Origin of the sequence: Halarchaeum salinum, from assembly GCF_039520965.1 — an archaeon.
GTDB lineage: Archaea > Halobacteriota > Halobacteria > Halobacteriales > Halobacteriaceae > Halarchaeum > Halarchaeum salinum.
In genome coordinates, this window is sequence record NZ_BAAABL010000044.1 from 23,332 (window position 1) to 50,065 (window position 26,734).

The window sequence follows — 26,734 nt, forward strand, 5'->3', positions numbered from 1 at the left end:
CGCACACGACCGAAACAGATCGTCGGTCGTAGGGGCTAAGGCGGCCCCGGCCGTCGGTTCGATTAGATGGATTCTCGTGAGGGCGTCGCGCGGGCCGACGCTGCGGAACTCGTCAGTCGGACGCTCCGATTACCGGACGCGTCACTGACGGGCGTATTGCGGACGCTCGGGCGGCCGAACGTCGTGTGGACGGCCCCCGAAGAGCCCGGTATCGTCGGCTACGGGGCCGCAGCGCAGGTGACGGCCGACGGCCCCGAACGGTTCGCGGCGGTCCGACAGCGGGCGGACGACGTGCTCGCGTCGCTCGACCGACCGGCAGCGGCCCCCGCGGTGGCCCGCCCCCGCTTTCTCGGCGGGTTCGCGTTCCACGACGGGCACACGGGGACGGGCCCGTGGGACGGCTTTCCGACCTCGTCGTTCGTCCTCCCGCACGTCCAGGTCGTCACGGGCACCGGGAAAACGTGGGTGACCGTGAACGCGCACGGGCCGGATGCGAGCGAGGCGGCCGTCGAGCGGACGCTCCGGGACGTCCGCGAGCGGTTCGCACCCGATGAACGGGCGGCGGCGTCGCCACCCGGCGTCGTCGCGACGGCGCGCACCACGTCGCGTGCGGAGTGGCGTGAACAGGTGACGGCCACGACCGAGCGCATCACGGCGGGCGAACTGGAGAAGGTGGTGCTCGCCCAGGCGCTCGACGTGACGCTCGTCGAGGCGTTCTCGCTCCCGGACGCCATGGAGCGCCTCGGCGACACGTACCCGTCGTGTTTCCGCTTCGCGCTCCGGCCGACCGACGGCGCGACGTTCTTCGGGGCGTCGCCGGAGCGCCTCGTCACCCGCGCGGATCGGGACGTGCGGACGGGTGCGCTCGCGGCGACCGTCGGGCGCGGTGAGACACCCGACGAAGATCAGCAGCTCGCGGCCGACCTCCGCTCGTCGTCGAAGTACCGCCACGAGCACGACGTCGTCACCGAACGCATCCGTGACCAGCTCGCCGGCGTTGCGACGGCTATCGAGACGGGCGAGCGACGCGTGCGCAAGCTCGAAACCGTCCAACACCTCTTCACGCCGATCACGGCGTCGAGCGACGCGCACGTCCTCGACCTCGTCGAGGCACTCCACCCGACGCCCGCGGTCGGCGGGCTGCCGCCGGACGCCGCGCTCCGCGTGATCCGTGAGACCGAAACGTTCGATCGGGGCTGGTACGCCGCCCCGGTCGGCTGGTTCGACCGGTCGGGCGACGGGACGTTCGCGGTCGCGCTCCGCTCCGCGCTCGCCGACGAGACGCACGTCCGGCCGTTCGCGGGTGCGGGTATCGTCGCCGACTCCGACCCGGACACCGAGTGGGCGGAGGTCCAACTGAAGTACCGGCCGATCCTCGACGTCTTCGAGACGGGCGAGGGGGCCACGACCGGGGAGGGAGAGAGATGAGCGCGCCCAACCGCGCGACGCTGTACGCACGCGTCCTCGTCGACGAACTCGTGAAGGCGGGCGTCTCGACCGTCTGCGTCGCGCCGGGGAGTCGCTCGACGCCGTTAACCGTCGCTGCGGACGCCCACCCCGATCTTACTGTCTTCTCGCATCTCGACGAGCGTGCCGCGTCGTTCTTCGCGCTCGGCCGCGCGAAACGTGCCGGCGATCCCGTGGCGCTCGTCTGCACGTCGGGGACGGCTGCGGCGAACTTCCACCCGGCCGTGATCGAGGCGAATCAGGCACGCGTCCCCCTCGTCGCCCTGACGGCGGATCGTCCGCCGGAGCTTCGGGACAGCGGCGCGAACCAGACGATCGACCAGGAGAAGCTCTACGGCGACGCGGTCCGCTACTACGCGGATCTCTCGGAGCCCGCAGTCGAGGACCGAACGCTCCGTTCGGCCCGTGTGCGCGTCGACCGTGCCGTGACGGCCGCGACCGGCACCCATCCGGGTCCCGTCCACCTCAACGTCCCGTTCGCGAAACCCCTCGAACCGACCGCAGTGCCCGATGACTCGCCCCATGCCGTCCCGGAGGGGTGGGAGGACGCCCACGAACTCGCCGCACGCGGTCGCGACGGATCGTTCGTGACGACGACGCCGGGCCGGATGGCGCTCGACGACGCAACGCTCGCCGACCTCGCTGCCGTGATCGAGGAGGCCGAGCGCGGCCTACTCGTCGCCGGGCCGACTGACCGCGACTATGCGCCCGAACTCGTCGCGCTCGCCACGGCAAGTGGCTTCCCGATCCTCGCCGACCCGCTCTCCGGGCTCCGCTACGGGCCACACGCCGCCGACGTCCCCGTCTACGGAGGATACGACGGCTATCTCGCCGAGCGCGTCACGGCCGACTGGCCGGACCCGGACGTCGTCCTCCGCGTCGGTGCGTCGCCGACCTCGAAGCCGTTGCGACGCTACCTCGCACGGACCGGGACACGGCAGTTCGTCGTCGATCCCGCGGGCGAGTGGCGCGAGGCGACGTTCCGTGCGGCGGATCTCGTAACGGCCGAGCCGGGGCGGCTCGCGGTCGACCTCGCAGAGCGCCTCGATGCGGAGAGCACCGACGCCGATTGGCCGGCGTCGACCTTCGAGCGCGCCGAGCGCGTCCACGAGGCCGAGGTCGACGCGACGGACGAGCGCTTCGAGGGCGCGATCGCCCGGCGCGTCGTCGCCGACGCCCCGGACCCCGCGACGCTGTTCGTCTCGAACAGCATGCCCGTCCGCGACGTCGATCGCTTCGGCGCGCCGCGCACCGCCGCTCTCACTGTTCTCGGCAATCGCGGGGCGTCGGGCATCGACGGCATCACCTCGAGCGCGCTCGGCGCGGAGAGCGCTACGGACGACCCGCTCGTCCTCCTGACGGGCGATCTGGCCTACTACCACGATCTGACCGGCCTGCTCGCGCTCGCGCGCTGTGGCGTCGACGCCACGATCGTCCTCGTGAACAACGACGGCGGCGGTATCTTCCACATGCTCCCGATTGAGGCCTTCGACCCGCCGTTCGAGGGGCAGTTCAAGACGCCGCACGGCCTCAACTTCGCGCCGACGGCCGACCTCTACGGTTTCGACTACGTCCGCGCCGACGGCCACGACGACTTCGCGGAGGCGTATCGGGCGAGCCTCGACAGCGACGGGACACAGGTGATCGAAGTGGCTTCGGACGCCGAACGGAGCCACCGGACGCGCGAGGCGATCCGCGAGCGCGTCGTCGCGCACCTCGAAGAATAGGGTTATTCGCCGGTTAGCGCGTCGCTCGCGGGCGCGAAGTCGATCGTGTGCCCGCGCCCCTCGTCGGCCGCGCGCTCGTAGAGCATGTGTGCGGCCGCGACGGTCTCGATCGCGGTGCCGCCGGAGTCGAAGATCGTGATCTCCGCGTCGCTCTCGCGTCCCGGCAGCCGGTTCACGAGGACGTCGCCGAGTTCGCCGTAGACGTCCCCGTCGTCGACGACGCCGTCGGCTTTCGCTTGGATGAACGAGCCGGCGTCCGTGTCGGCGCGCGCTTCGAGGTCGAGGACGTACGTTCCGCGTTCGAGGGTGCGCGCGTCGAGTTCGCGCTTCTCGGGGTCGTACTGCCCCATCGCGGTGACGTGTGTCCCGGGTTCGAGGTGGTCGCCGTCGAAGACTGGTTCGGACGCGTTCGTCGCGGTGACGACGATGTCGGCGTCCTCAATTGCGGCCGCGGAGGAGGCGACGGCAGCGACCGAAGCGTCGAGGCGCTTGTTCATCTCGCCCGCGAAGCCCTCGCGGTGCTCTTTGGTGGGGGAGTAGACCCAGACGGTCTCCAGGTCCCGGACGGTGGCGATGGCGTGCAGCTGCCCGCGGGCCTGCGCGCCGCTGCCGATGATCGCGAGGGAGGAGGCGTCGCGCCGCGCGAGCACGTCCGTCCCGACCGCGCCCGCTGCGCCGGTCTTGAACGGGTTCATGCTCGCACCGTCGAGGAGCGCCAGCGGTTCGCCGCTCTCGGCGTCGAAGAGCGGCGTCATGAACCACGCGTCGCGCTCGCCGAAGCCCGCGCTGTACATGTAGCCGCCCATCGCACCCGTCTCGGGGAGCACGGCGGCGTACGTCGTGAACATCCCCGGCGGCTCCTCGTTGGTGAGTTTGGTCCGGGGCTCGGCGGGCGCACCCTCGCCGCGCTGGCGATATGCGTCACGGACGGCGTCGACATAGTCCGAGGGGTCTGCGAGGTCCGCAACCTCGTCGCTCCCGAGGAACAGGCAGTCGGTCATGGCCGAACGTTAGACGAGGGGGCGGAAAAGGATTGAGGGGTTATTCAGCCGCTGGCATCGGCGCGCGGTCGTCCGCCGCGGCCGGTCCGGTCGGGGCCGACGTAATCGGGGTGACGCCGCGGTCGTCCGTGGGCCCGCTGACGAAGAGCGCGTGGCCGACGAGCACGACGCCCACACCACCGGCCGCGGGTATCGCGATCATCGTCGAGTAGCCGAGGAGGGTAACTGCGGCGGCGACGGCGACGAACGCGAGGGGGATCAACCCCAGGATGTGGTCGTAATAACTCGTCATAATGTATTACATAGTATGCGAGTCATTCATATAAGTGTTTTCCATGATTGACGAGTTGCTACTGTATATCGTATCTATAACTTATGATGCGCGTCGGCCCCTGCCCTGGGAGCGGAACGCCGGTCGCTCAGCGCAGGCGCGTCGCGCACACGACGCCGCGCGCGAGCAGGAGGAAGAGCGTCCCGAAGACGGCGACGACGACCGCGAAGACCGGATCGTAGCCGACGGGGAACGCACCCGTCAGCAGGAGCGCCTGCCCGAGCGCGTCGGCGACGAGCCACGAAGCGACCGTCCAGCCCACGAGCCCGCGTGCCGCGTCCGTCCGCGTGCTGTACGCCCGGCAGAGCGGTGCCGCGACGACCCAGCCGACAAGGAACGGCGCGAGGACGCCGAGGAAGCGAAGCGGGTGCGTCAGGCTGTACGCGAGCATGCCGTGCTGGAACTCGCCCACGAGCACGAACGCGACGATGGCGAGCAGGTCGGCGATCGCGAACGTCCGAACCGTCCGGCGATCGACGTCGAGGAGCGACATGTGCGAGGTATTGGGTCGACCACGGCTTTCCCGTATCGGTTCCGGGCGCTCGCGACGCCATCCACAAGGCCATCGAGTTCCGATCGGACGTATGGAGTTCGCCCTCCTCGGCCGCCCGCCGAACGCGCCCCGTCTCCGGCTCGACTGGCGGCGCTTCAGCTACGCCGGGAAGTTCGTCACGGGCGACGCCGGGAAGGCCGTCGCCGTCGCGGACGGAATGCACGAGCGCGAGGGGTGGCCGCCCGACGCACGCGAGCGCGAAGCCGAGGGCGTGCTCGGGGCCGTCTCCTTCAGCCCGCACCGAACCGACCCCGACACCGTCGTCCTCCGCTACGTCACCGTCCGCGACGATCGACGCGGCGAGGAAATCGGCGTACGCCTCTGTGCGTTCGCCGCGGAACGCCTGCTCGCCGACGGCTACGCGCGCGTCCGCATCGACGTCAACAACCCCTACGCCTACGAGGCGCTCCACAAGGCTGGCTTCGGCTACACCGGCGAGCGGGCCGGCCTCGCCGAACTCGTCCTCGAACGGCCATGCGACGCGCGCGCCGAGCACTACGCCGACGGACTCGACACCTACCGCGAGCGCGACCTCAGCGACGGCGAGGCCGCGTTCCTCGCCGCGCGTGATGGGCCTCCGGCGGTCGTGGCCGCCCCCGACGGCGAAGGCGAGCGTTAAGGCCCGCCCGCCGATAGGGCGCGTATGGGAAACGCGGACCTCCGGCAGCTCGCCGTCATCGAGGAGGTCGGGTTCGACGAACTCGACGGGACGGTCGCCGTCGACGCGCACAACTGGCTGTATAAGTATCTCACCACGACCGTCCGGTTCACCCGCGACGACGCCTACACGACCGCAGACGGCACCGAGGTTCCGAACCTTATCGGCGTCGTACAGGGCCTCCCGAAGTTCTTCGAGAACGATCTCACGCCCGTCTTCGTCTTCGACGGCCGCGTCGTCGGCCTCAAGGACGAGGAGGTCGAGGAGCGGCGCGCGGAACGCGAGAAGCGCGAGGTACAACTCGAGGAGGCCCGGGAAGCCGGCGACGCCCTCGAAGTCGCGCGCCTCGACTCGCAGACCCAGCGCCTCACCGACGTTATCCACGAGACGACGCGCGAGCTCCTCCGCCTCCTCGACGTCCCGATGATCGAGGCCCCCGCCGAGGGCGAAGCGCAGGCCTCCTACATGGCCCGGACGGATGATCGCGTGGATTACGTCGGGAGCGACGACTATGACTGCCTCCTGCTCGGTGCGCCCCTGACGCTACGCCAACTCACGAGCAAGGGCGACGTCGAGCGCATGGACTTTGACGCGACCCTCGCCGAGCACGACCTCACATGGGAGCAACTCGTCGACGTCGGTATCCTCTGTGGCACCGACTTCAACGATGGATTGCGCGGCTACGGTCCGAAGACCGCGCTGCAAGCCGTAACAGAGCACGGCGACCTCTGGGGCGTCCTCGACGCCGAGGACGAATACATCGACGACGCTGATCGCATCCGCGAACTGTTCCTCGACCCCGACGTCACCGACGACTACGACTACGACGCCGAGATCGATCCGGACCTCGACGCCGCGCGCGCCTACCTCGCCGACGAATGGGAGATCCCCGCCGACGAGACCGCGCGCGCCTTCGAGCGCATCGAGGAGAGCCTCACGCAGACCGGCCTCGATCGCTGGACCTGAGTCGTCCGCGTCCCTTTTGTCCGCGCGCGTCCATCCTTCATCCATGAGTCCCGAGGAAGTCCAGCGACGGATCGAGGACGCGCTCCCCGAGTGTGACGCCGACGTCAGCCGCGCGCGCGGCGAACACGACGACGATCACCTCGCCGCGACCGTCGTCTCGCCGACGTTCGAGGGCGAGACGATCGTCGATCAACACCAGCAGGTGTACGACGCGCTCGGCGACGCGATGACGACCGACATCCACGCGCTCGAACTAACGACGAAGACGCCCGACGACGCCTGAGAACGCAATTCGAGACAGCGCGCACTCCCGGTGTGCGTACGCGAAACCGCGACGTCGCGGATCGTCGTGTCGAGAAGCGGAGAAACGAACGTTGACGTTAGAGCGGGAGATCGTCGTTAGAGCGGGAGACCGTCGCTAGAGCGAGAGATCGACATCGGCGTCGTCGAACTCCCGGTTGCGCAGCGCCTCACCACTCCGCCGGTCGAAGAAGTGGACCGCCTGTTCGGGGATGCGGGCGACCGTGTCCTCGCCTTCCGCGACGAGCGACCGGCCGTCGACGTTCGCGATGAACGTCTCGCCATCGCGCGTCTCCGGGAGCGAGAGGTAGATGTTGTTCTCGTCGCCCATCGGCTCGACGACGTCGACGGTGACGGCGACGTCGTGTCCCGATTCGACGTCCTCGACCAGCTCGATGTCCTGCGGGCGGATCCCGAGGATGAGCGAATCGGTCGTGAGTTTCTCCCGGACGCCGTCGCTCACGGGGTAATCGAGGCCGTCGCCGACGACGGACTCGCCCTCCAGCTCGACGTTGAAGAAGTTCATCGACGGCTCGCCGATGAACCCCGCGACGAACTGGTTCGCGGGCGTGTGGTACGCCTCTAAGGGCGTGGCGACCTGCTGGAGGATCCCGTCGTTGAGGATGGCGATCCGATCGCCCATCGTCATCGCTTCCGTCTGGTCGTGCGTGACGTAGACGGTGGTGGTGTCGAGGTCCTCCTGCAGGCGCTGGAGCTCCGTGCGCATCTGTGCGCGGAGCTTCGCGTCGAGGTTCGAGAGCGGTTCGTCCATGAGGAAGACCTCGGGTTCGCGGACGATCGCGCGCCCGAGCGCGACGCGCTGTTGCTGGCCGCCGCTGAGCTCGGTGGGTTTGCGATCCAAGAGATCCGTGATACCCATCGTGTCCGTCGCGGACTCGACGCGCGCGTCGATCTCGTCGTCGGAGAGATCGGTGGACTCCTCGAGGCCGAAGCTCATGTTCTCCCGCACGGACATGTGCGGATAGAGCGCGTACGACTGGAACACCATCGCGATGTCCCGATCGCGCGGTTTCGCCTCGTTGACGCGCCGGCCGCCGATCCGGAGCTCGCCGCTCGTGATGGTTTCGAGGCCGGCAATCATCCGGAGGGTCGTGGATTTCCCACACCCGGAGGGGCCGACGAGGACGAGGAACTCGCCGTCGTCGATGTCGATACTGGCGTCGTCGACGGCGACGATCGTCTCGCCGTCGTCGTCGAAGTGCTTCGTGATGTCGTCGAGTTCGAGTGTAGCCATAGTGTGTTAGGTGGAGACCCCTTCCGCGAACTGGTCGCCGAACAGGACGTAGACGATGATCGTCGGGAGTGCGGCGACGAACGCGCCGGCCATCCGGATCCCGAAGCCGACCTCTGAGAGGCTCGCACCGAGCTGGCTGAGCGGGACGGTGACGGGCGCACCCGCACCCGGCCCGATGAGCACCAGCGCGAACAGGAGGTCGTTCCAGACCTGCGTGAACTGGTAGATGAGCGTCACGGCGAACATCGGCACGGAGAGCGGGAGGATGATCCGCCGGTAGATCTTGTGCGTCGTCGCACCGTCGATGCGCGCGGCCTCGATCATCTCGTCGTTGAAGTCCTTGTAGTAGGTGCGGAACAGCAGCGTACAGATCGGGATCCCGTACGCGACGTGTGTGATGATAAGGCCGATGAGGTCGCCGACCCAGCCGGCGAGCCCGATATATCCCACGAGGTCGCTGATCGGGACGATGGACGCCCAGAACTTCGAGAGCGGGATGAGGACGGCCTGGTACGGGATGAAGATGCCCGCGATGAACAACATCAGGATGGGCACCTGATAGCGCCACTCGAGCGTCGTCAGCCCGTAGGCCGCCATGCTCCCGAGGAGCGCCGAGAGGATCGTCGCCGGGATGGCGAGGATGAGGCTGTTCACGAGCCCGCCGGCGAGCGCGTTGGCGGCGCGCGTCCAGTGGATGGTCGTGAAGCCGCCCGGGGCGGGCGGAAGGAACGGTGCGGTCGCGAGGACGTCGGCCTTGATCGACGCCATCAGCCCCGTCCAGAGGGGCATCAGGTAGAAGACGACCAGGAGGACGAGGACGGCGTAGAGCGCCGACCGTCGCCAGTTCCGTCCGGAGAGTGAGTTCGTGTTTGTCATAGTTCACCTGCGCGGTACTGGTAGAGGAGGTACGGTGCGATGACGACGAGCGCCAGCGCGAACAGCATGATGCCGATGGCGGCCGCGTACGCCCGGTTGTTGGCGACGAACGCCTGTCGGACCATCATCGTCGCGAGGATGTCCGACCCCTTCGGCGGGTAGTAGCTCCCGGTGAGGGAGTAGAGGAAGTCGAACGCCTTCAGCGCGAACACCATCAGGACGACGGACGCCGAGATGGTCGCGCCCTTCAGCTGCGGGAGGATGACCCGCCAGTACATCCGGAGCGTCGTCGCGCCGTCGACGCGTGCGGCCTCGAACTGCTCGGTCGGGATCGCACGCAGGCCGGCCAAGTAGACGACCATCGCGTAGCCGCTGAACTGCCAGATGAGCGCGAAGACGACCGCACCGAGCACGAGGGATGGGTTACCGATCCACTCGTAGGGCCCGAGGCCGACGACACCGAGGATGATGTTGATCAGCCCGTTCTGCTGGTTGTACATCCAGAGCCAGAACTGGGCGGTGACGACGAACGAGAGCGCCATCGGGAGCAGGTAGATGGTGCGGAAGGTGTTCTCGTAGCGGATACCCTGATCGACGAGCACCGCGACGACGAGTCCGACAACGAGACAAAGCACCGTGAACGCGATGAGGAGCGCGAACGTGTTCCGTAACGCCCCGATGAAGACGGTGTCGCTGAACGCCTTCGCGTACATCTCGAAGTCGAGGTTCGTGTAGTCCGCGCTTCCGAACCCCGACTTGTTCGTGAGGCTCAGGACGAAGTTCCAGAGGATCGCCCCGTAGACGGCCAGCCCCATGATGATGAATGGGGGCAGCCAGTACGGGAGCGAGGACGTGAACTCGTCGCTCACGAAGCCGCCGTCGCGGGTGGCGTTTACCTCCCCGCCGTCGGCGCGTACCCGGTTTCGGCGGACGAGCCGCCGGACGAATGTCGCTATCTTTCCACGCATCGATCGCTCAGTTACCGAAGGCGTCGACGAAGGCCTGTGCGGTTTTCTCGGCTGCCGAGTCGGTGTAGCCGGAGTAGTTCTGGCTGACAGCGGTCTTGAGGTTGCTCAGCACTTCTGCCGTCGTCGCGAGGCCGTGGGCGACGCTCGGGGGCTGGGCGCTCGACTCCTGGAAGTCGCTGTACTGGTTCGTCTGGAACTCACCGAACTCGTCCATGGGGACGTCCTTACGCGGCGGGATGGAGCCCTTCTCCGTGTTGAAGCGGACCTGTGCATCCTTGGTGCCGACGTAGGTGAGCCACTTCGTGGCGGCCTCCGGCGAGGGGTTGTTCGACGGGTACGTCCACGAGTCCATGTTGAGCGAGTAGAACCCGTCCGTCCCGGGGAAGGTAATGGCGTCCCAGTCGGTGCCGTACTCGAAGTCCTCGGTGCCGGCGTACATGCCGGCCGCCCAGTCGCCCTGGTGGAAGAACGCCGCGTTCCCGTTGATGATGAGGTTGTTGGCTTCCTGCCAGCCGACGGTACCGGCGTCCGAGTTGAAGTAGTCGCTGTACGCGTTGATCGTCTTGAAGGCGTCGGCGATCGGGCCGGGGTCGGCCTCGCCGGCCATGAAGTCCTGATAGGTGTCCCAGCCGGCTTGGGCGAGGTAAACGGTCGCCCAGAGCTGAATCGTCGTCCACGGGGACTGGGTGGACTGCGCCATGCCGATGGCGTCAGTGTTCTCCTCGACCTTCGCGAGGGCGTCGGTGAGGTCGCTCGGCGTCTCGATGGCCGAGACGTCGACGCCGGCCTCGTCGACGACCGAGGGGTTGTAGAACAGCGTGTTCATCCGGTGGATGTTCGTCGGGACGGCGACGTACGTCCCGTCAGGCTTGGCAGCCTCCTGCGGGCCGGAGACGTAGGCCTCCTTCATGTTGTTCTGACTCCAGACGGACTCCTCGATGTCGCCGAGGAGGCCGGCCTCGGTGAACTGGAGGAGGTTCTTGCCCGGCCACTCAGCCCACGAACTCGGCGGGTTGTTGTTGCCGAGCCGGACGTTGATGCGCGTGTTCAGGCTCGTGTTCCCGCCGCCGCCGATCGCCTTGTCGTTGACCGTGACGTCCGGATACGCCTCCTTGAACCCCTCCAGCATGCTCTGGAACGCCGCCGAGCCGTCCCCACCCGTCCAGCCGTGCAGGATCTCCAGGGTGTTCGACCCCCCGCTGCCGCCGTCACTGTCGCCGCTGCCGCCGTTTGCACAGCCCGCCAGCGCCGCGACGCCCGTCGCGCCCGCCGCCGTCAGATAGTGTCGCCGCGACAGCGCCTTCTCGGAGTCGTTTTCTGTCATGGTTGTGTGTCCAACTGATACTGGGTCGCTCAGCTACAAAATAGTTATTATTAACAACAGTCCGAGTGAGTCTCTGGTCATTCGGCTCCGCGGTGGCGGACCGGTGGGTTTTACGCGTCGCCGCGCGACCCACCGGCCATGAGTGACGACGAAGACTACCGCGTCGAGTCGGACAGCCTCGGAGAGATAGAGGTCCCCGCGGACGCCTACTGGGGCGCACAGACCCAGCGCGCCGTCGAGAACTTCCCGATCAGCGGGCGCGGCTTCCAGCCGGCGTTCGTCCACGCCCTTGGCGTCGTGAAGAAGGCCGCCGCGCAGGCCAACCGCGACCTCGACTTGATCCCTGAGGACAAGGCCGACGCTATCGTCGCGGCCGCCGACGAGGTTATCGCCGGCGAGCACGACGACCAGTTCCCCGTCGACGTCTTCCAGACGGGCTCGGGCACCTCGACGAACATGAACGCCAACGAGGTCATCGGCAACCGCGCGACGGAGATCTACGGCGGCGAGGTCGGCACGCGCGAGATCCACCCGAACGACCACGTGAACTTCGGCCAGTCCTCGAACGACGTCATCCCGACCGCGATGCACGTCGCCGCGCTCGTCGCCGTCGAGAAGGACGTCGGGCCCGCACTCGAAACGCTCGTCGCCGCACTGGAGGCAAAAGAAGAGGAGTTCGACGGCGTCGTCAAGACCGGCCGAACGCACCTCCAGGACGCGACGCCGGTCCGTCTCGGTCAGGAGTTCGGCGGCTATCGCGCCCAGATCGAGAAGGGCCTCGCGCGCGTGGAGAACACGAAGGCCCACCTTCGCGAGCTTGCCCTCGGCGGGACCGCGGTCGGCACGGGGCTCAACACCCATCCCGAGTTCCCCGAGCGCGCCGCCGAGTACATCAGCGAGGAGACGGATGTCCAGTTCCGCGAGGCCGACAACCACTTCGAGGCACAGGCCGCCCACGACGCGATGAGCGAGGCACACGGCGCGCTCCGCACCGTCGCCGGGAGCCTGAACAAGATCGCCAACGACCTCCGCCTGCTCGCATCCGGCCCGCGCAACGGCCTCGGCGAGATCGAGCAGCCGGAGAACCAGCCGGGCTCCTCGATCATGCCCGGGAAGATCAACCCGGTCGTCGCGGAGTCGATCAACCAGGTCCACAAGCAGGTCGTCGGCCACGACGCCGCGATCTCCTCGGGGGCCGCCGAGGGCCAGATTGACCTCAACCTCTACAAGCCCGTCCTCGCCTTCGACTTCCTCGAATCCGCGACGCTGATCGCGAACGGAAGCGAGGCGTTCGCGGAGAAGTTCGTCGCGAAACTCGAGGCGAACGAAGCACACTGCGAGGCACAGGTCGAGCGATCGATGGCGCTCGCGACGGCGCTCAATCCCGCGATCGGCTACGACAAGGCCAGCAAGGTCGCGAAGAAGGCCATCGCGGAGGACAAAACCGTCCGCGAGGTCGCGGTGGACGAGGGCTACCTTACCGAGGCGGAGGCCGATGAGGTGCTTGACCCGGAGAAGATGACGCATCGCGGGATCCTCGGGGAAGAGTAACGCGGCGCGTCCGCGCCGCGAATGAACGAACGCTGAGCGAAACGAGGTGCGAGTAACGCGGTGCTTCGCCCGCCCGCCGACCCCGGTGTTCTTTCACCGCGCATACCCGACGGATGCGTATGGAGCGCCTCCACTCCCGCGTCCTCGTCCAGTGGGCGGCGGGTGCGTTCGTCACCGCGGTCGTCCTCGCGGCGATCACGGGCGCGATCGCGTACGTTGATCCGCTCTCGCTCGCGCTTTCACCGGTGCTTGTCGCCGGCGTCGTCTTCGGCGTCGCGTTCGTCCTCGGCGTCGGCTACGCGGCGCTTCGCTACCGGCTGTGGCGCTACGAAGTCCGCGAGGACACCCTCTACATCGAGCGCGGCGTCTTCACGCGCGTTCGCACGGTCGTCCCGTACGTCCGCGTCCAGCACGTCGACAGCCAGCGCGGTCCCATCGAGCGGCTCCTCGGGCTCGGGACGGTCGTCGTCTACACCGCGGGCTCGCGCGGCGCGGACGTCTCGATCCCGGGACTCGCTGCCGAGCGTGCGACAACCCTCCAAGAGCGCCTACGTGATCTCGCGATCGAGAGCGAACCCACCGACGCCGTATGAGACTCCATCCACTCAGCGTCGTCTACCGGATCGGTCGCCGGGTCGTGAGCCTCGGCTGGGGAGTCGTCGTCGCGTTCGCGGGCGCGTCCTCAATCCCGTTCGTCGACGCGCGCCTCGTCGTCGGCGCGCTCGTCGTGGGGCTCCTCGCCCTCGTCGGCTACGAAGTCGCGCGCTATCGGCGCTTCACGTACACCCTCGCGGGGACGACGCTCGAACTCGACTCGGGCGTACTGTCGCGCCGCGAGCGCGAGATCCCGATCGAGCGCGTGCAGAACGTGGACGTCTCGCGCAGCATCGGGCAGCGCGTTCTCGGGATCGCCACCGTCCGCGTCGAGACGGCGGGCGGGGGCGGTACGGAGGCCGTGCTCGAATGCGTGAGCGCGGCGGCGGCCGACGACCTCCAGACGGAGCTCCGGCGGTTGAAGCGGGCCGCTAGTGCCGATCGGACCGACGTCGATACGGCCGGGACCGCCGCTGGCGAGGACGGGACGAACGACGTCGCGGGGGCCCCGAGCGAGGTGATCTTCGACCTCGGCCAGCGACGCCTGCTGCTCGCGAGCGTGCTCTCCTTCGACGTGCGGCTCCTCTCGGTGGTCTTCGTCGCCCAGCCGGTCGTTGGGCCGATGCTCGCGCCGCTCGTCGGCGGCCTCGCGGGCGTCACGACCGTCCTCGCGCTCCTCGTTGCCGTCCTCACCGCGCTCGGGCTGTGGGTGGCGAGCGCGGCCCGCACGTTCGCGCGCTACTACGATTTCCGCCTCGTGCGCGCGGGCGACGATCTCCGGTACGAGCGCGGCCTCGGCCGGCGCTACACGGGGACGATCCCGCTGGAGAAACTCCAGACGCTCACCGTCGAGGAGACGGCGCTCGAACGCGCGTTCGGCTACGCGTCGCTGTCAGTCGTGACGGCGGGCTCCGCGGGGTCGAATACGACCGGTGGGTCGGCGGCCGCGGTGCCGCTCGCGACCCGCGAGGACGTCCTCGCGCTCGCGCGCGACCTCGAACCGTTCGCGGACGCCTCGGTGGAGCGCCCGCCAACGCGGGCCCGACAGCGGTACGCGATCCGCTACGCTATCGGCGTCGGCGTCCTCCTCGCGCTCACGATGGCCGTCGACGCGTTCGTGACGCCGCTGCCGTTCGCGTGGACGCCTGCACTCCTCATCATCCTCGCGCCCGTCGCAGCACACCTGAAGTGGCGGAACCTCGGCGTCGCCCGCACCGATGACCATGTCGTCGTCCAGCGTGGGTTCTGGACGCGCCGAACCCGCGTCGTACCGCACGACCGCGTTCAGACCGTCTCGGACGTCGCGACGGTCTTCCAGCGCCGGCGCGATCTCGCGTCGGTAGCGGTCGACACCGCGGGCGGCGACGCGGTGGCGCTCGACTGCGACGCCGAGCGTGCGACCGCGCTGCGCGAACGCGTGGTCGAGCGGGCGTGCGCGGCAGTCGGTGCGCGGCGCGACGTGGACGACTCGCACTGAACGGTTTTTTACCGTTCGGCCGCACACCCTCAGGTAATGACCGACGGCGACTTCGACTACGAGGACCTGGGGCTGGTCGCCGGCCTCGAGATCCACCAGCAACTCGATACGGCGACGAAACTCTTCTGCGCGTGTCCGACGACGCGACGCGAACCCGAGGAGCACGACCGAGCGTTCACACGCTACCTTCACCCGACGAAGAGCGAGCTCGGCGAGATCGACGAGGCGGCGCTTGAGGAGTCGCAGGTCGAACGTGAGTTCGAGTATCTCGCCTTCGACACGACGTGTCTCGTCGAAGAGGACGACGAGCCGCCCCATCGACTGGACGAGGAGGCGCTCGACGTCGCCCTCGAGGTCGCTGCGCTGATGGACATGACGCCGCTCGACCAGGCTCATGTGATGCGCAAGGTCGTCATCGACGGCTCGAACACGTCGGGCTTCCAGCGCTCGTCGCTCGTCGCGCAGGGCGGCGAGATCGAGACGAGCGAGGGGGCCGTCGGCATCGAGGACATGATGCTCGAGGAGGAGTCGGCAGCGCGCGTCGAGGAGAGCGACGCGGGCGCGACATTCGCGCTCGATCGCCTCGGGATCCCCCTCGTCGAGATCGGCACGCAACCGGACATCCGCAGCCCCGAACAGGCTCGCGAGGCCGCAGAACGCATCGGGATGCTGCTTCGCTCGACCGGACAGGTCAAACGCGGCCTCGGTACCATTCGGCAGGACGTGAACGTCTCGATCGCCGACGGCGCGCGCGTCGAGATGAAGGGCGTCCAGAGCCTCGACGACATTGACGATCTCGTGCGCTTCGAAGTGCAGCGCCAGGTCCGCCTCCTCGAAATCGCCGACGAACTCGCCGAGCGCGACGCCTCCGTGGGCGAGGTGCAGGACGTCACGGACGTCTTCGCGGAGACGGACTCGTCAGTCGTCCGCGGCGCGCTCGACGCTGACGGGCTCGTGTTCGCCGTGCCGCTCTACGGCTTCGACGGTCTCGTCGGCGAGGAGCTCCAGCCGGATCGCCGGCTCGGGACCGAGCTCTCCGATCACGCGAAGCGCCACGGCGCGGGCGGCATCTTCCACACGGACGAACTGCCGGCGTACGGCGTCACCGAGGACGAAGTCGCCGCGCTACGCGAGGCGGTCGGCGCGGGTGAGGACGACGCGGTGGCGATGGTCGCCGCGGAAGCGGACGTCGCGCGCGGTGCGACCGAAGCTGCGGCGGATCGCGCGCGCACGGCGATGGAGGGCGTCCCCGAGGAGACGCGCGGGGCGAACGAGGACGGGACGACGGAGTACCTACGCCCGCTCCCCGGCGCGGCGCGGATGTATCCGGAGACGGACGTGCCGCCCGTGGAGCCCGACCCCTCCGAAGTCGAGGTACCCGAGCTCCTCACGGAGAAGGTCGAGCGCTACACCGAGGCGTTCGACCTGAACGAGGACGTCGCCGAGCAGGTCGCCTACGGGCGGCGCTGGCGGCTCTTCGAGGACGCCGTGGAGCGCGGCGTCGACCCGAACCTCGCGGCGCGCACGGTTGAGTCGACGGTGACGAGCCTGCGCCGCGACGGCGTCCCCGTCGAGAACCTCGCGGACGAGCATTTCCACGGCGTCTTCGATCTCGTCGCCGAGGACGAGATCACCCAGGAGGGCGTCCCCGAGCTCCTCACCGCGCTCGCGGAGGAGCCGGATCGCACCGCAGCCGAAGCCGCCGAGGAGGCCGGCCTCGGCTCCGCGGACGAGGACGTCGTTCGCGACGCCGTCGTCGAGGTCGTCGAGCGTAACGAAGAGCAGATCGAGGCGGAGGGCATGGGCGCGTTCTCCGGCCTGATGGGCGAAGCGATGGGCGCACTGCGCGGCAAAGCGGAGGGCGACCTCGTCAGCGAGGTGCTGCGCGAGGAGATCCAGAAACGAAGCTGAAATCCGTTCGATTTTTCGCCTCTCGTTTGGAGGTTACTCCGACTCGTCGTCGACGAGCGCGTCAAGGAGGGTGTCGAGCGAGTAGGTCTGCAAGGGCCGGGGCGTGTCCTTCGTGCGCGAGGTGACGAACGTCGAGTTCGTCCGATCGACCTCGTCGATGGCCTCGAAGTCCGTGATGAGGCGCTCGACGGCGTCGGAGTCGGGGAGGCGCGCGAGAACCATGAAGTCGTACTCGCCCATCGTGAAGAAGACCTGCGTGACCCCCTCGATCTCTTCGAGCTCGGTGGCGACGCCGCGATAGCTCCCGCTGTACGAGGTGTAGACCTCGATGACGACGGTGACGCCGAGACCGAGGGCGTCGAGGTCGAGGTCGTAGAGGTCGTTCTCGATGATCCCCGCCTCGCGGAGGCTGTTCAGCCGGTAGTGGATGGTGGAGATGGGGATGTCCGTCTCCTCGTGGAGTTGTTCGGGGCTCCCGGTGCCGAGATCGGAGATGGCCTTCAGGAGGCGTACGTCCCGTTCGTCCATACGACCGTAGTCGGACGACCGCCGTAATACTCCACCGGCACGGCGCGACGCTCATCATGCATCGTGCCACCACACATTTCTCACCGTAATGCATTACGTTAGAGATTGCTACGGGAAATAACCCAATCCTTGTAGACAACTTTAACACTATCCGTCCACTACCCGTTCGTAGACAGATGTCTCTCGCCGATACCCTCCACGGCCCCCGCGCCACCGCCGCGATGTTCGCGGCGCTCGCGGCGTTCTGGGGGACGTCGTTCGTCGCCATCCAGGCCGGTCTCCACGACTTCCCGCCGCTGCTCTTCGCGGCGCTTCGCTTCGGGATCGCCGGTCTCGTCGTCCTCGGATACGCCGTCTGCACGACCGAGCGCTGGCTCCCGCGCACGCGCGCTGAGTGGCTCCAAGTGACCATCGGCGGCGTCCTCGTGATCGCCGTCTACCACGGCCTCCTCTACCTCGGGGAGCGCCACGTCCCCGGTGCCGTCGCAGCCGTCATCGTCTCGATGGCTCCCGTCCTCACCGCCGTCTTCGCCAGCCTCGTCCTCTCCGAGGACTCGATCGGCAGCGTCGAAATCGTCGGGTTCGCCCTCGGGGTTCTCGGCGTCGTCGCCATCGCCGCGCCCGGCGGCGGCGCGCTCGCCGGTGTCGGCCTCGTGCCGATCGCGCTCGTCGTCATCGGCACCGCCACCTTCGCGCTCGGCGGCGTACTCACGCGACCGCTCGCCACGTCGCTCCCCCTCCGCTCGATGCAGGCGTGGACGATGCTCGTCGGCGCGGCGCTCCTCTTCGGCGGCGCAGGCCTCCGCGGCGAGTCGGTCGCCGCGATCCACTGGACGCCGACCGCGGTCCTCTCGCTCGCATATCTCACCGGCGTCTCGGGTGTGCTCGCCTTCCTCCTCTACTTCGAGCTCCTCGATCGGACCGGGCCGAGCACCGTTCACCTCGTCAGCTACCTCGAGCCGGTCGTCGCGACCGTCATGAGCGTTGCCCTGCTCGGCGAGGGCGTCGGTCCCGCGACCGCTGTCGGCTTCCTCGCCGTCCTCACCGGCTTTTTCCTCGTCGAGCGCGCACGCTTCGGCACGACGTTCCGCCGGCTGGTCCGCTTCGTTCGCCGGCACGTCCTCCGCCGCACCTCGAACCCGGACGACCGCACGTCGTACGCCGGCGGCTACACGAACTCCGAAACGTCCGACTGACGCGCGCCGCCCCGTGGCCCGAACCCGCCGCGACTTATGGCGTGGGCGTCCCTACGCCCGATCGTGGTCTCCGCACGCACCGCCGTCGTCTTCCTCGTCGGACTGGCGATCCTGACGCAGCCGATCGTCGGGGACGCTCCGGGTCTCGAAGACAGCTACACGTACGGGGCGACGCCGCTCGCCCTCGACGACGGCGAGACGGTCGCAACGCTCCACCACCATCCGGCGGTCGGCTACGGCGTCGCCGACCAGCTCGAACTCGTCCACCGCGCCGCCAACGACACCGTCTCCCAGCCCGTCGACGCCGTCTCGCCCGCCGTCGAGCGGATGACGTCGTTCCGATATCTTGCCGACGATCCCGGCGATCAGTACTATCGGATCAACGCCCGCGTCGCGAACGGAACCATCACCCTCGACGCGACGCCGGTCTCCGCGCGTACCGTCGCCGAGGACCTTGCAATCGCACCCGCCGATGCCGCCGCACCGGTCCGTGACGCCCTCGACGGGAACGCGACGAGTCACACGAAATACCCGGCGGCGCTCGTCCGCACCGACGGCGGCTACGCGCTCGTCCGCGTCGTCGCTACCGAGCGCGTCCCCGAGCCGTACATCGTGCCGAAGATCGCCGCGTACGGCTTCGCCGTCGCGCTCCTCGTCTGGGGCGTCCTGTCGGTCTATCGGGAGCGCGTCGAGCGCGACTCGTAGCCGACGCCCGCCTCAGTAGCCCTCGTCGTCGACCGAGTCCTTCCGGCCGTTCCCCTCGATGTGCCAGCGCGCGCGGCGCAGGATGCCGTGGAGGGTGTTAACCTCCCGGCCCGTGGGGTGCGCGCGCCCAAGGATGCGCCGGACCATCCGGCCGGTCTTCGCCCGTTTCTCGTCGGGGTAGTCGACGAGCGCGAGAAAGTCCTCGAAATGGTCGTAGAACGCCTCGATCTCCGCTTCTTTCGCGCGGTGGACGGCGACGTCCGGGAGTTGGGTCTCGTCGACGGTGAGGTCGCGCAGTTCGTAGAGCGCGACGGTCGCGGCCTGCCCGAGGTTCAGGACGGGATAGTCGGCGCTCGCGGGGATCGAACACACCTCGTCGAAGCGCTCGATCTCGCGGTTGTGGAGGCCGACGCGCTCGCGCCCGAAGACGAGACACGTCGGGGCCTCGACGTCGCGGAGGCTCCCCGCGAGCTCGTCCGGCGTGCGGAAGGGGAAGCGGACGTGCTTGGTCGCGTCCTCGTTCGTGATCGCGGTGAAGCCGACGGTGTGGAAGTGCTCGACGAGATAGTCGAGGTCGACCTCCTCGGCCTCCGGGAGGATGTCCTCCCTCGCCTGTCCGGCGTAGCCGTAGGCTTCGGACTCCCGGGAGAGGTCGGGTGGGTCGACGAGATAGAGATCCTCGAAGCCGAAGTTCTTCATCGCGCGGGCGATCGTGCCGACGTTCCCGGACGTCTCGGCGTCGACGACGGCGACGGCGGGCGGGCTGGCTCCCATCGCTGTCGGCTAGTCGCCGTGCGGACAAAAGCGGCGCGCACCGCGGGAAGGGTCGGCCGCGACCGCGGGTACTATTGTAGTGGCACTCCCGCACTCACGTATGCATACCGTGGACGCCGCCGGCCTGCGGATCGGCGACGACCACCCCCCGCGGATCATGGGGGTGTTGAACGTCTCGAAGGAGTCGCCGTACTCGCCGAGCGTCTTCGACGACCCCGACGAGGCCGCCGCCTACGTCGAGTCCGACCTCGTCGCGGAGGGGGCTGATATCGTCGACGTCGGCCTCGAATCCGCGAACAAGCGCCTCGACGTCCTCGACGAGGCCGAGGAGCTCGAACGCCTCAACACGGCGATCGAGACGATCGAGCGCGTCGAGGCGGACGTCGTCTTCAGCATCGAGACCCGCTACGCCGCGGTCGCGGACGCCGCCCTTGAGGAGGGCTTCGACATGGTCAACGACATCTGCGGCTTCGCGGACCCCGAGATGCCCGCCGTCTGCGAGAAACACGACGCCGCGGTCGTGAAGATGGCGTCGCCACCCGACCTCGAACGTCCGGGGGCCATCGAGGACGTCGACGACATCTACGACGCGCTCGCGCGAAACGGCTTCACCGAGAAGACGATCCTCGACCCGGCCTTCGGCGGCTGGTCCGAGGCGAAGACCCTCGCGGACGACCGGGAGACCTTCGAGCGCCTCCGCGAGTTCCGCGGGTACGGCCGCCCACTCCTCGTCTCGATCAACCGGAAGAACTTCCTGCGCGACATCGCGGATCGCTCGACGGAGGACGCGCTCCCCGTCTCGCTGGCGGCGACGTCGATGGCCGTCGAGCGCGGCGCGCACGTAATCCGGACGCACGACGTTGCGGAGACCCGCGACGCCGCGCTCGTCGGGCACGCCTTCGCTCGCGAGCGCCATCGTGATCGGGCCGTCGAAGAGCTCGACGTCACGACCGTCCGGGAGGCCGAGCGCCACATCGACCGCCTGGGTGGGGACAACGCGGCCGCCCCCGATGCTGTCGCGCACGCCTACGAGGTTCGCGCGCCGTCAGACATGCGACAGACGCTCGTCGACGCTGCGTCCGACACCGGCGTCGTCTGCACGGGCGGCGAGGACCTCTTCGTTGCCGGGACGACAACGGAATTGGAGTCCTTCGCGGACCGGATAACGAGCGCCTCGAAAGCGCTCGCGGGGATCGCGGGGGAGATCCGGGCGAGTATCGACTAACGAGAAAGCTTATGCCGAACGCCCTGCAACCCCGGATTGGAGGCCGAGGCCCCGCGCTGGTAGGAGTACACTACAAACTGCGGGGGCTCGGCTCGAACCACCGCGACCCGAAATTTCTCGCGGCCCCACACTGAGTAGCTACCCGTGCAGTTTCACACCTGGGAACCCACCTACGAGGCGATCCTCCGCGACTTCGGCTACGACCGTACCGGCGACGAGGCCGCGCGCGACGAGCTCGCCGCACTCGTGAGTGGCTTCGACGTCTCGCGCCTCGACGCGACGGGCGAGACGGTCGCCGTCGTCGGGGCCGCACCCGGACTCGTGAACGACCTCGATGTCGTCGCCGCCGCCGACCGCGCGTTCGTCGCCTCGACCGCCGCGGACGTCTGTCGCGAGCACGGCGTGAACGTCGACGTCCACGTCACCGATCTCGACAAGAACCCGGAGACGACGCGCGCGCTGACCCGCGAGGGGACGCCCGTCGCCGCACACGCCCACGGCGACAACCGCGACCTCGTCGCCGAGTGGGTGCCGAAACTCGACGACGCGCACGTCCTCGGGACGACGCAGGCCCGTCCCGTCGACGGCGTGCATAACTTCGGCGGCTTCACCGACGGCGACCGTGCGGCGTTCCTCGCGGACGCCGTCGGCGCGGCCGACCTCGTCTTCGCCGGCTGGGACTTCGACGACGCCCCGAGCGACGCGAAACGCCACAAGCTCCGGTGGGCCGCGCGCCTCCTCTCGTGGCTGGAGGCACGCCGCGACGAGACGTACCCGATCCTCGACGGTCGACGGGATCTCTCGTGGCTTCCGTGAGATGCGGTACCCGCGACCACTCGTAACTCCCCTAAGACGCGGAACCCGCGACCCTCTCCGCGTCCTCGGCGTTTAACCGCAGGACGGCGCTTCGATCGGGTATGAGCGAAACCACGGAGACGGTGCGTTCCCGGAGCAGTCTGGACGGGCAGACGGCGGTCGTCACGGGCGCGTCGGCCGGCATCGGCCGCGCGATCACCGAGGTCTTCGCAGCGGACGGCGCGAACGTCGTCGTCTGCTCGCGCACCCTCGACGACGTCGAGGCCGTCGCGGACGAATTCGCCAACCTTCCCGGTGACGTCGAACCCGTCGAGGCGGACGTCACGGATCGCGACGATGTCGCGGCGCTCGCCGAAGCCACCGAGGAGGCCTTCGGCGGTGTCGACATCCTCGTGAACAACGCGGGCGGCGGCGCGGGCCTGATGCCGCTCGACGAGGTGGGCGGTGACGTCTGGGACGATGTCGTCGACGTCAACCTCACCGGCGTCTACAACGTCACGCACGCCTTCGCGGACGCGCTGCAAGCCGGTGACCCGAGCGCCGTCGTGAACGTCGCGAGCATGGCCGGCGAATACGGCGTCGAGGGCATGGGCCCGTACAGCGCCGCAAAAGGCGGCGTCATCTCGCTCACGCGGACGCTCGCGCGCGACTGGGCCGACGAGGACGTCCGCGTCAACGCCGTCTCGCCGGGGTTCATCGCCACGGAGAAACTCCGCGAGAACTTCGGCTACGACGCCGAGATCGAGCGCGGGAACGCCGACCGGAAGTGGGGAACACCGGCAGAAGTCGCCGACCTCGTGCGCTTCCTCGCGAGCGACGCCGCGTCGTTCGTCGACGGGCAGTCCGTCCGCATCACGGGGACGCCGAACACCTACCAGACGCCGGATCTTTAAGTCGGCAGGGCGACGAGGCGGCGGTGGCAGTAGGATGAGGCGGGGCGGTCGGTGGAGGCGGTGGCGGGCAGTATCGTTATCCCGCCGCCGGCCGACCCCCCGCCCATGCAACTGTTCTGGCACCGGCAGGACCTTCGCCTCCACGACAACCGTGGACTCGCAGCGGCCGCCGACGCCGCGGTCGACGGCGATGACGAGGTTCTCCCGGTGTTTGTCTTCGACGACGACGTGCTCGCCCACGGGAGCGACCGTCGCGTGGCGTTCATGCTGGACGCGCTCGCCGACCTGCGCGCGGCGTACCGCGAGCGCGGGAGCGACCTCCTCGTACGCCACGGTGACCCGTCGGGCGTCCTCCCCGACCTCGCGTTCGACTACGACGCCGAGGCGGTCCACTGGAACGCGGACTACTCGGGGCTCGCTCAGGAGCGCGACGAGGTCGTCGCGGACGCCCTCTCGATAGCGGACGTCGAGACCCACCAGCACCACGACGCGGTGATCCACGAACCCGGCGACATCCGGACGAACGCGGGTAACCCCTATCAGGTGTACACCTACTTCTGGAAGAAGTGGCGCGACCGGGACAAACCCGACCCGTTCGACGCCCCCGCGGCCGACCGGCTCGCGGACGTCGCGGGTGACGACCTGCCCGCGATCGACGCTTTCGGCTTCGATGCGCCCGAAATTGACCTTCCCGAAGCGGGCCACGACGCTGCGACGGCGCGTCTCGACGACTTTTGTGTGGCCGACGTCTACGACTACGCGGAGGGCCGCGAGTACCCCGCGCGCGAGGGGACGGCGCGGATCTCGCAGGACTTCGCCTACGGCACGCTCGGGCCGCGCGAGGCGTACGCGCGGACGGCCGAGGCGCTGGCGGCGGCCGAAACCGACGACGACCGCGAGAGCGTTGAGGAGTTCCAGAGTCAGCTCGCGTGGCGCGAGTTCTACACGCAGGTGCTCTACTTCAACCCCGAGGTAGTCTCGGAGAACTACGACGACTACGAGCACCCGATCCCGTGGCGCAACAACGAGGCCGAGATCGCGGCGTGGAAGGCCGGCGAGACGGGCTATCCGATCGTGGACGCGGGGATTCGCCAACTGAAATGCGAAGGGTACGTCCACAACCGCGTGCGGATGATCGTCGCGTCGTTCCTCACGAAGGACCTCCTGACCGATTGGCGCGTCGGCTACCGGTACTTCCGGGAGCACCTCGTCGACCACGACACGGCGAACGACAACGGCGGCTGGCAGTGGGCGGCCTCGACGGGAACGGACGCCCAGCCCTACTTCCGCATCTTCAACCCCCAGACGCAGGGCGAGAAGTACGACCCCGACGCCGACTACGTGACGGCGTACGTCCCCGAACTCGCGGACGTTCCGGCGGGGAAGATTCACGACTGGCCTGACCTCGACGCCGCGGAGCGCGCCGACCTCGCGCCCAATTACCCGGACCCGATCGTTGATCACGGCGAGCGCCGCGAGGCAGCGATCGAGGCGTTCGAGGCCGCGCGCGGCGAAAAGTAGCGCGCCCTCAGAGGAGGTCCGCGATCTCCCCCAAGTCCTCGACGACGTACGTCGGCTCGATGTCGGAGGCCGCGACGTCCTCGCGCGTCGAGACGCCCGAGAGGACGAGCGCGGTGTCCATCCCGGCGCGTTCGCCCATCAGGATGTCCGTCTCGAGGTTGTCACCGATCATCAGGCAGTCGTGGACGGGTACGTCGTGTTGGGCGGCGGCGAGGTCGGCCATCCGCGTTTCGGGTTTCCCGACGACTACGGGGTCCTGTTCGACCATCCCCTCGACGGCACTCACGAAGGCGTTCGCGCCCGGGACGGGGCCGCCTTCCTCGGGCGTCGTCCGGTCACGGTTCGTCGCGACGAAGACCGTTCCCGGCCCGAACGCCCGGAGCGCACCGGTGAGGCGCGCGAAGCTCACGCGGTCGTCGTAGCCGACGACGACGACGTCCGCCTGGCTCTCCGTAACGAGGGTGAGCCCGGCGTCTTCGAGTTCGGCCTCGACAGTGTCCCGGCCCATGACGTGGACGTCGGCGTCCGGGCGGTGCTCGGCGAGATAGGCGGCGGTCGCCCACGCCGCGGTCACGACGGGTTCGTCCTCGTAGACGATGTCGATCGCGTCGAGGCGACTGGTAACGGCGTCGCGACGGACACCCGTGTTGTTCGTGAGGAAGACGATCGGAACGGCGGTATCGCGGAGCGCGTGGAGCCCCGCGTTCGCACCGGGGATGGCGCTCCGTCCACGCCAAACGGTTCCGTCGAGGTCGACGAACGCGGCGGCGTACGACACGCTGTGGCGTTCGTGGCCCGCCCTTCTAAACCCCACCGTGTTGCGTGCTATCCGCCCCCTCCTCAACCTTTAACAGCACGCCGGACGGACGTTCTGATGGAGGAGATACACATGACTGATTACGAACTGCCGCCGCTTCCGTACGACTACGACGCACTGGAACCCTCGATTAGCGAGCAGGTGCTCAACTGGCATCACGACACCCACCATCAGGGCTACGTGAACGGCTGGAACAGCGCCGAGGAGACGCTCGAGGAGGCCCGCGAGGAGGGCGACTTCTCCGACTCCGCCGGTGCCATCCGCAACGTCACGCACAACGGCTCCGGACACGTACTCCACACGCTGTTCTGGGAGTCCATGAGTCCCAACGGCGGCGACGAGCCCGCCGGCGCGCTCGCCGCGCGCATTCAGGAGGACTTCGGCTCCTACGAGGCGTGGAAGGGCGAGTTCGAGGCCGCGGCGTCGGCCGCCGGCGGCTGGGCGCTGCTCGTCTACGACACGCACAGCAACCAGCTGCGTAACCTCGTCGTCGACAAGCACGACCAGGGCGCACTCTGGGGCGCACAGCCGATCCTCGCCCTCGACGTCTGGGAGCACTCCTACTACTACGACTACGGTCCCGCTCGCGGCGACTTCATCGACGCGTTCTTCGACGTCGTCGACTGGGAGACGCCCGCCGACCGGTACGAAGAGGCCGTCGCGCGCTTCGAATAACGCGACTTTCGAGAACCCGCGATCGAACCGCGGGCGTCGGGCCCGCGAGCACCGCGTCGTAGCGACCCACCACGTTTTTTCGCACGTCACACGACACGACGAGCGACCGCTCAGCGCGGCGTGAACTGCCCGTGTCCGTCGTCGGCGAGCGCGTCGATTTCGTCGGCGAGCGCGCCGTAATCCCGCCCGCTCGCGCCATCGAAACTGCAGAGGACGCCGACGTGATCCTCGAAGACGAGGCGGAACACCTCGAAGCCATCGAAGCCACGGACGGTGTAGCGAAAGGTCGAGGGGTGGAGACGGTCGTAGGTGTCGTGCGTGACGAACGCGTACCGCTCGTTGTCTACGTAGCGTTCGATGTCGGTTTCTGCGGTGGCGTCGGCGACGTCACCGCGGAGGTATCGCGTCTCGTAGCCGTCGGTGTCGAAGGTCCAACAGCCCCGTAGTGCCGCACCGTGTTCCCGGACGGTCGCGACGAGGACATCCCCGTCGATCGTCCCGTTCGGGTGATGCTCCACAGCCATTGGGACCATCGTTTCCGGTTTGCGCTGATAAACACACGCCTCGTTTCGAGCGCCGTGTCCGAGACGGGGCGTTTTTGCCGTCCGGTATCGTCATCGCCACC

General features: G+C 68.5%; 27 protein-coding genes. 16 read left to right on the top strand and 11 right to left on the bottom strand.

Translation table 11 applies throughout. The features are described 5' to 3' along the window. Positions 1 to 66 precede the first annotated feature (66 nt). Entirely contained in the window at positions 67 to 1,428 is a 1,362-nt protein-coding gene (locus ABDZ36_RS08020) for an isochorismate synthase (protein WP_211311925.1), read from the top strand. Next, positions 1,425 to 3,194 carry a 2-succinyl-5-enolpyruvyl-6-hydroxy-3-cyclohexene-1-carboxylic-acid synthase gene (gene menD / locus ABDZ36_RS08025; RefSeq protein WP_211311926.1) on the top strand — a complete coding sequence of 590 codons (1,770 nt, stop codon included), beginning with the start codon at positions 1,425 to 1,427 and terminating at the stop codon, positions 3,192 to 3,194. The genes ABDZ36_RS08020 and menD overlap by 4 nt, the downstream gene beginning before the upstream one ends. A gap of 2 nt (positions 3,195 to 3,196) precedes the next feature. Here menD and ABDZ36_RS08030 read toward each other — a convergent pair whose 3' ends face one another. The 3 genes from ABDZ36_RS08030 to ABDZ36_RS08040 all read right to left on the bottom strand — a co-directional run bounded on the left by ABDZ36_RS08030 (position 3,197) and on the right by ABDZ36_RS08040 (position 5,019). Then, positions 3,197 to 4,195: an ornithine cyclodeaminase family protein gene (locus ABDZ36_RS08030; protein WP_211311927.1), complete on the bottom strand. Its 999-nt coding sequence runs from the start codon at positions 4,193 to 4,195 to the stop codon at positions 3,197 to 3,199. Between the two features lie 40 nt (positions 4,196 to 4,235). Then, complete coding sequence (locus tag ABDZ36_RS08035; protein WP_211311928.1) at positions 4,236 to 4,487, bottom strand: DUF8015 family protein; 252 nt, start codon at positions 4,485 to 4,487, stop codon at positions 4,236 to 4,238. Between the two features lie 127 nt (positions 4,488 to 4,614). After that, positions 4,615 to 5,019: a DUF3054 domain-containing protein gene (locus ABDZ36_RS08040; protein ID WP_211311929.1), complete on the bottom strand. Its 405-nt coding sequence runs from the start codon at positions 5,017 to 5,019 to the stop codon at positions 4,615 to 4,617. Between the two features lie 91 nt (positions 5,020 to 5,110). Here ABDZ36_RS08040 and ABDZ36_RS08045 point away from each other — a divergent pair, with 91 nt between their 5' ends. From ABDZ36_RS08045 to ABDZ36_RS08055, 3 genes are read left to right on the top strand one after another with little or no spacing between them, the layout of a single operon-like run. Beyond that, positions 5,111 to 5,698: a GNAT family N-acetyltransferase gene (locus ABDZ36_RS08045; RefSeq protein ID WP_211311930.1), complete on the top strand. Its 588-nt coding sequence runs from the start codon at positions 5,111 to 5,113 to the stop codon at positions 5,696 to 5,698. A 24-nt stretch (positions 5,699 to 5,722) separates the two neighbouring features. Further along, positions 5,723 to 6,703, top strand: a complete 981-nt coding sequence (fen, locus tag ABDZ36_RS08050; protein ID WP_211311931.1) for a flap endonuclease-1 — start codon at positions 5,723 to 5,725, stop codon at positions 6,701 to 6,703. A gap of 43 nt (positions 6,704 to 6,746) precedes the next feature. Continuing rightward, complete coding sequence (locus ABDZ36_RS08055; protein WP_211311932.1) at positions 6,747 to 6,986, top strand: BolA/IbaG family iron-sulfur metabolism protein; 240 nt, start codon at positions 6,747 to 6,749, stop codon at positions 6,984 to 6,986. Positions 6,987 to 7,121: 135 nt separating this feature from the next. Here ABDZ36_RS08055 and ABDZ36_RS08060 read toward each other — a convergent pair whose 3' ends face one another. The 4 genes from ABDZ36_RS08060 to ABDZ36_RS08075 are packed head-to-tail and all read right to left on the bottom strand — an operon-like array spanning position 7,122 to position 11,426. Then, on the bottom strand, positions 7,122 to 8,258 hold the full coding sequence (locus tag ABDZ36_RS08060; protein WP_211311933.1) for an ABC transporter ATP-binding protein: 1,137 nt from the start codon (positions 8,256 to 8,258) through the stop codon (positions 7,122 to 7,124). A gap of 6 nt (positions 8,259 to 8,264) precedes the next feature. Continuing rightward, positions 8,265 to 9,134 carry a carbohydrate ABC transporter permease gene (locus tag ABDZ36_RS08065; RefSeq protein ID WP_211311934.1) on the bottom strand — a complete coding sequence of 290 codons (870 nt, stop codon included), beginning with the start codon at positions 9,132 to 9,134 and terminating at the stop codon, positions 8,265 to 8,267. Continuing rightward, positions 9,131 to 10,102: a carbohydrate ABC transporter permease gene (locus ABDZ36_RS08070; protein ID WP_211311935.1), complete on the bottom strand. Its 972-nt coding sequence runs from the start codon at positions 10,100 to 10,102 to the stop codon at positions 9,131 to 9,133. Before ABDZ36_RS08070 ends, ABDZ36_RS08065 begins: the two co-directional genes overlap by 4 nt. 7 nt (positions 10,103 to 10,109) lie before the next feature. Next, on the bottom strand, positions 10,110 to 11,426 hold the full coding sequence (locus ABDZ36_RS08075) for an ABC transporter substrate-binding protein (protein ID WP_211311936.1): 1,317 nt from the start codon (positions 11,424 to 11,426) through the stop codon (positions 10,110 to 10,112). A gap of 138 nt (positions 11,427 to 11,564) precedes the next feature. On the opposite strand from ABDZ36_RS08075, the gene ABDZ36_RS08080 reads away from it, so the two are divergent. The 4 genes from ABDZ36_RS08080 to gatE all read left to right on the top strand — a co-directional run bounded on the left by ABDZ36_RS08080 (position 11,565) and on the right by gatE (position 16,959). After that, positions 11,565 to 12,977 (top strand): class II fumarate hydratase, encoded by a 1,413-nt coding sequence (locus tag ABDZ36_RS08080; RefSeq protein ID WP_211311937.1) that lies wholly within the window; start codon positions 11,565 to 11,567, stop codon positions 12,975 to 12,977. A gap of 119 nt (positions 12,978 to 13,096) precedes the next feature. After that, on the top strand, positions 13,097 to 13,570 hold the full coding sequence (locus ABDZ36_RS08085) for a PH domain-containing protein (protein WP_211311938.1): 474 nt from the start codon (positions 13,097 to 13,099) through the stop codon (positions 13,568 to 13,570). Next, complete coding sequence (locus ABDZ36_RS08090) at positions 13,567 to 15,048, top strand: PH domain-containing protein (protein ID WP_211311939.1); 1,482 nt, start codon at positions 13,567 to 13,569, stop codon at positions 15,046 to 15,048. Before ABDZ36_RS08085 ends, ABDZ36_RS08090 begins: the two co-directional genes overlap by 4 nt. A gap of 36 nt (positions 15,049 to 15,084) precedes the next feature. Then, on the top strand, positions 15,085 to 16,959 hold the full coding sequence (gene gatE, locus ABDZ36_RS08095) for a Glu-tRNA(Gln) amidotransferase subunit GatE (RefSeq protein WP_211311940.1): 1,875 nt from the start codon (positions 15,085 to 15,087) through the stop codon (positions 16,957 to 16,959). A 33-nt stretch (positions 16,960 to 16,992) separates the two neighbouring features. On the opposite strand, the gene ABDZ36_RS08100 is transcribed toward gatE, so the two are convergent. Then, positions 16,993 to 17,487, bottom strand: a complete 495-nt coding sequence (locus tag ABDZ36_RS08100) for an Lrp/AsnC family transcriptional regulator (RefSeq protein WP_211311941.1) — start codon at positions 17,485 to 17,487, stop codon at positions 16,993 to 16,995. Between the two features lie 176 nt (positions 17,488 to 17,663). Between ABDZ36_RS08100 and ABDZ36_RS08105 the strand changes: the two genes are divergently transcribed. Then, on the top strand, positions 17,664 to 18,683 hold the full coding sequence (locus ABDZ36_RS08105; RefSeq protein ID WP_211311942.1) for a DMT family transporter: 1,020 nt from the start codon (positions 17,664 to 17,666) through the stop codon (positions 18,681 to 18,683). 63 nt (positions 18,684 to 18,746) lie between these two features. Further along, on the top strand, positions 18,747 to 19,388 hold the full coding sequence (locus ABDZ36_RS08110) for a DUF8127 domain-containing protein (protein WP_211311943.1): 642 nt from the start codon (positions 18,747 to 18,749) through the stop codon (positions 19,386 to 19,388). Between the two features lie 12 nt (positions 19,389 to 19,400). On the opposite strand, the gene ABDZ36_RS08115 is transcribed toward ABDZ36_RS08110, so the two are convergent. After that, positions 19,401 to 20,162: an RNA methyltransferase gene (locus ABDZ36_RS08115; protein WP_211311944.1), complete on the bottom strand. Its 762-nt coding sequence runs from the start codon at positions 20,160 to 20,162 to the stop codon at positions 19,401 to 19,403. A gap of 100 nt (positions 20,163 to 20,262) precedes the next feature. Between ABDZ36_RS08115 and folP the strand changes: the two genes are divergently transcribed. The 4 genes from folP to ABDZ36_RS08135 all read left to right on the top strand — a co-directional run bounded on the left by folP (position 20,263) and on the right by ABDZ36_RS08135 (position 24,617). Continuing rightward, positions 20,263 to 21,387: a dihydropteroate synthase gene (folP, locus tag ABDZ36_RS08120; protein ID WP_211311945.1), complete on the top strand. Its 1,125-nt coding sequence runs from the start codon at positions 20,263 to 20,265 to the stop codon at positions 21,385 to 21,387. Positions 21,388 to 21,531: 144 nt separating this feature from the next. Further along, positions 21,532 to 22,203, top strand: coding sequence for a 6-hydroxymethylpterin diphosphokinase MptE-like protein (locus ABDZ36_RS08125; RefSeq protein ID WP_211311946.1), 672 nt, complete (start codon positions 21,532 to 21,534; stop codon positions 22,201 to 22,203). 101 nt (positions 22,204 to 22,304) lie between these two features. Further along, positions 22,305 to 23,096 carry an SDR family NAD(P)-dependent oxidoreductase gene (locus ABDZ36_RS08130; RefSeq protein WP_211311947.1) on the top strand — a complete coding sequence of 264 codons (792 nt, stop codon included), beginning with the start codon at positions 22,305 to 22,307 and terminating at the stop codon, positions 23,094 to 23,096. Positions 23,097 to 23,201: 105 nt separating this feature from the next. Continuing rightward, positions 23,202 to 24,617 (top strand): cryptochrome/photolyase family protein, encoded by a 1,416-nt coding sequence (locus ABDZ36_RS08135; protein ID WP_211311948.1) that lies wholly within the window; start codon positions 23,202 to 23,204, stop codon positions 24,615 to 24,617. Between the two features lie 7 nt (positions 24,618 to 24,624). On the opposite strand, the gene ABDZ36_RS08140 is transcribed toward ABDZ36_RS08135, so the two are convergent. Then, positions 24,625 to 25,395, bottom strand: a complete 771-nt coding sequence (locus tag ABDZ36_RS08140) for an HAD-IIA family hydrolase (RefSeq protein ID WP_211311949.1) — start codon at positions 25,393 to 25,395, stop codon at positions 24,625 to 24,627. Between the two features lie 111 nt (positions 25,396 to 25,506). Between ABDZ36_RS08140 and sod the strand changes: the two genes are divergently transcribed. Then, entirely contained in the window at positions 25,507 to 26,109 is a 603-nt protein-coding gene (gene sod / locus ABDZ36_RS08145; RefSeq protein WP_211311950.1) for a superoxide dismutase, read from the top strand. 110 nt (positions 26,110 to 26,219) lie between these two features. Here sod and ABDZ36_RS08150 read toward each other — a convergent pair whose 3' ends face one another. Beyond that, positions 26,220 to 26,633 carry a DUF7522 family protein gene (locus ABDZ36_RS08150; protein ID WP_211311951.1) on the bottom strand — a complete coding sequence of 138 codons (414 nt, stop codon included), beginning with the start codon at positions 26,631 to 26,633 and terminating at the stop codon, positions 26,220 to 26,222. Between the last annotated feature and the right edge of the window lie 101 nt (positions 26,634 to 26,734).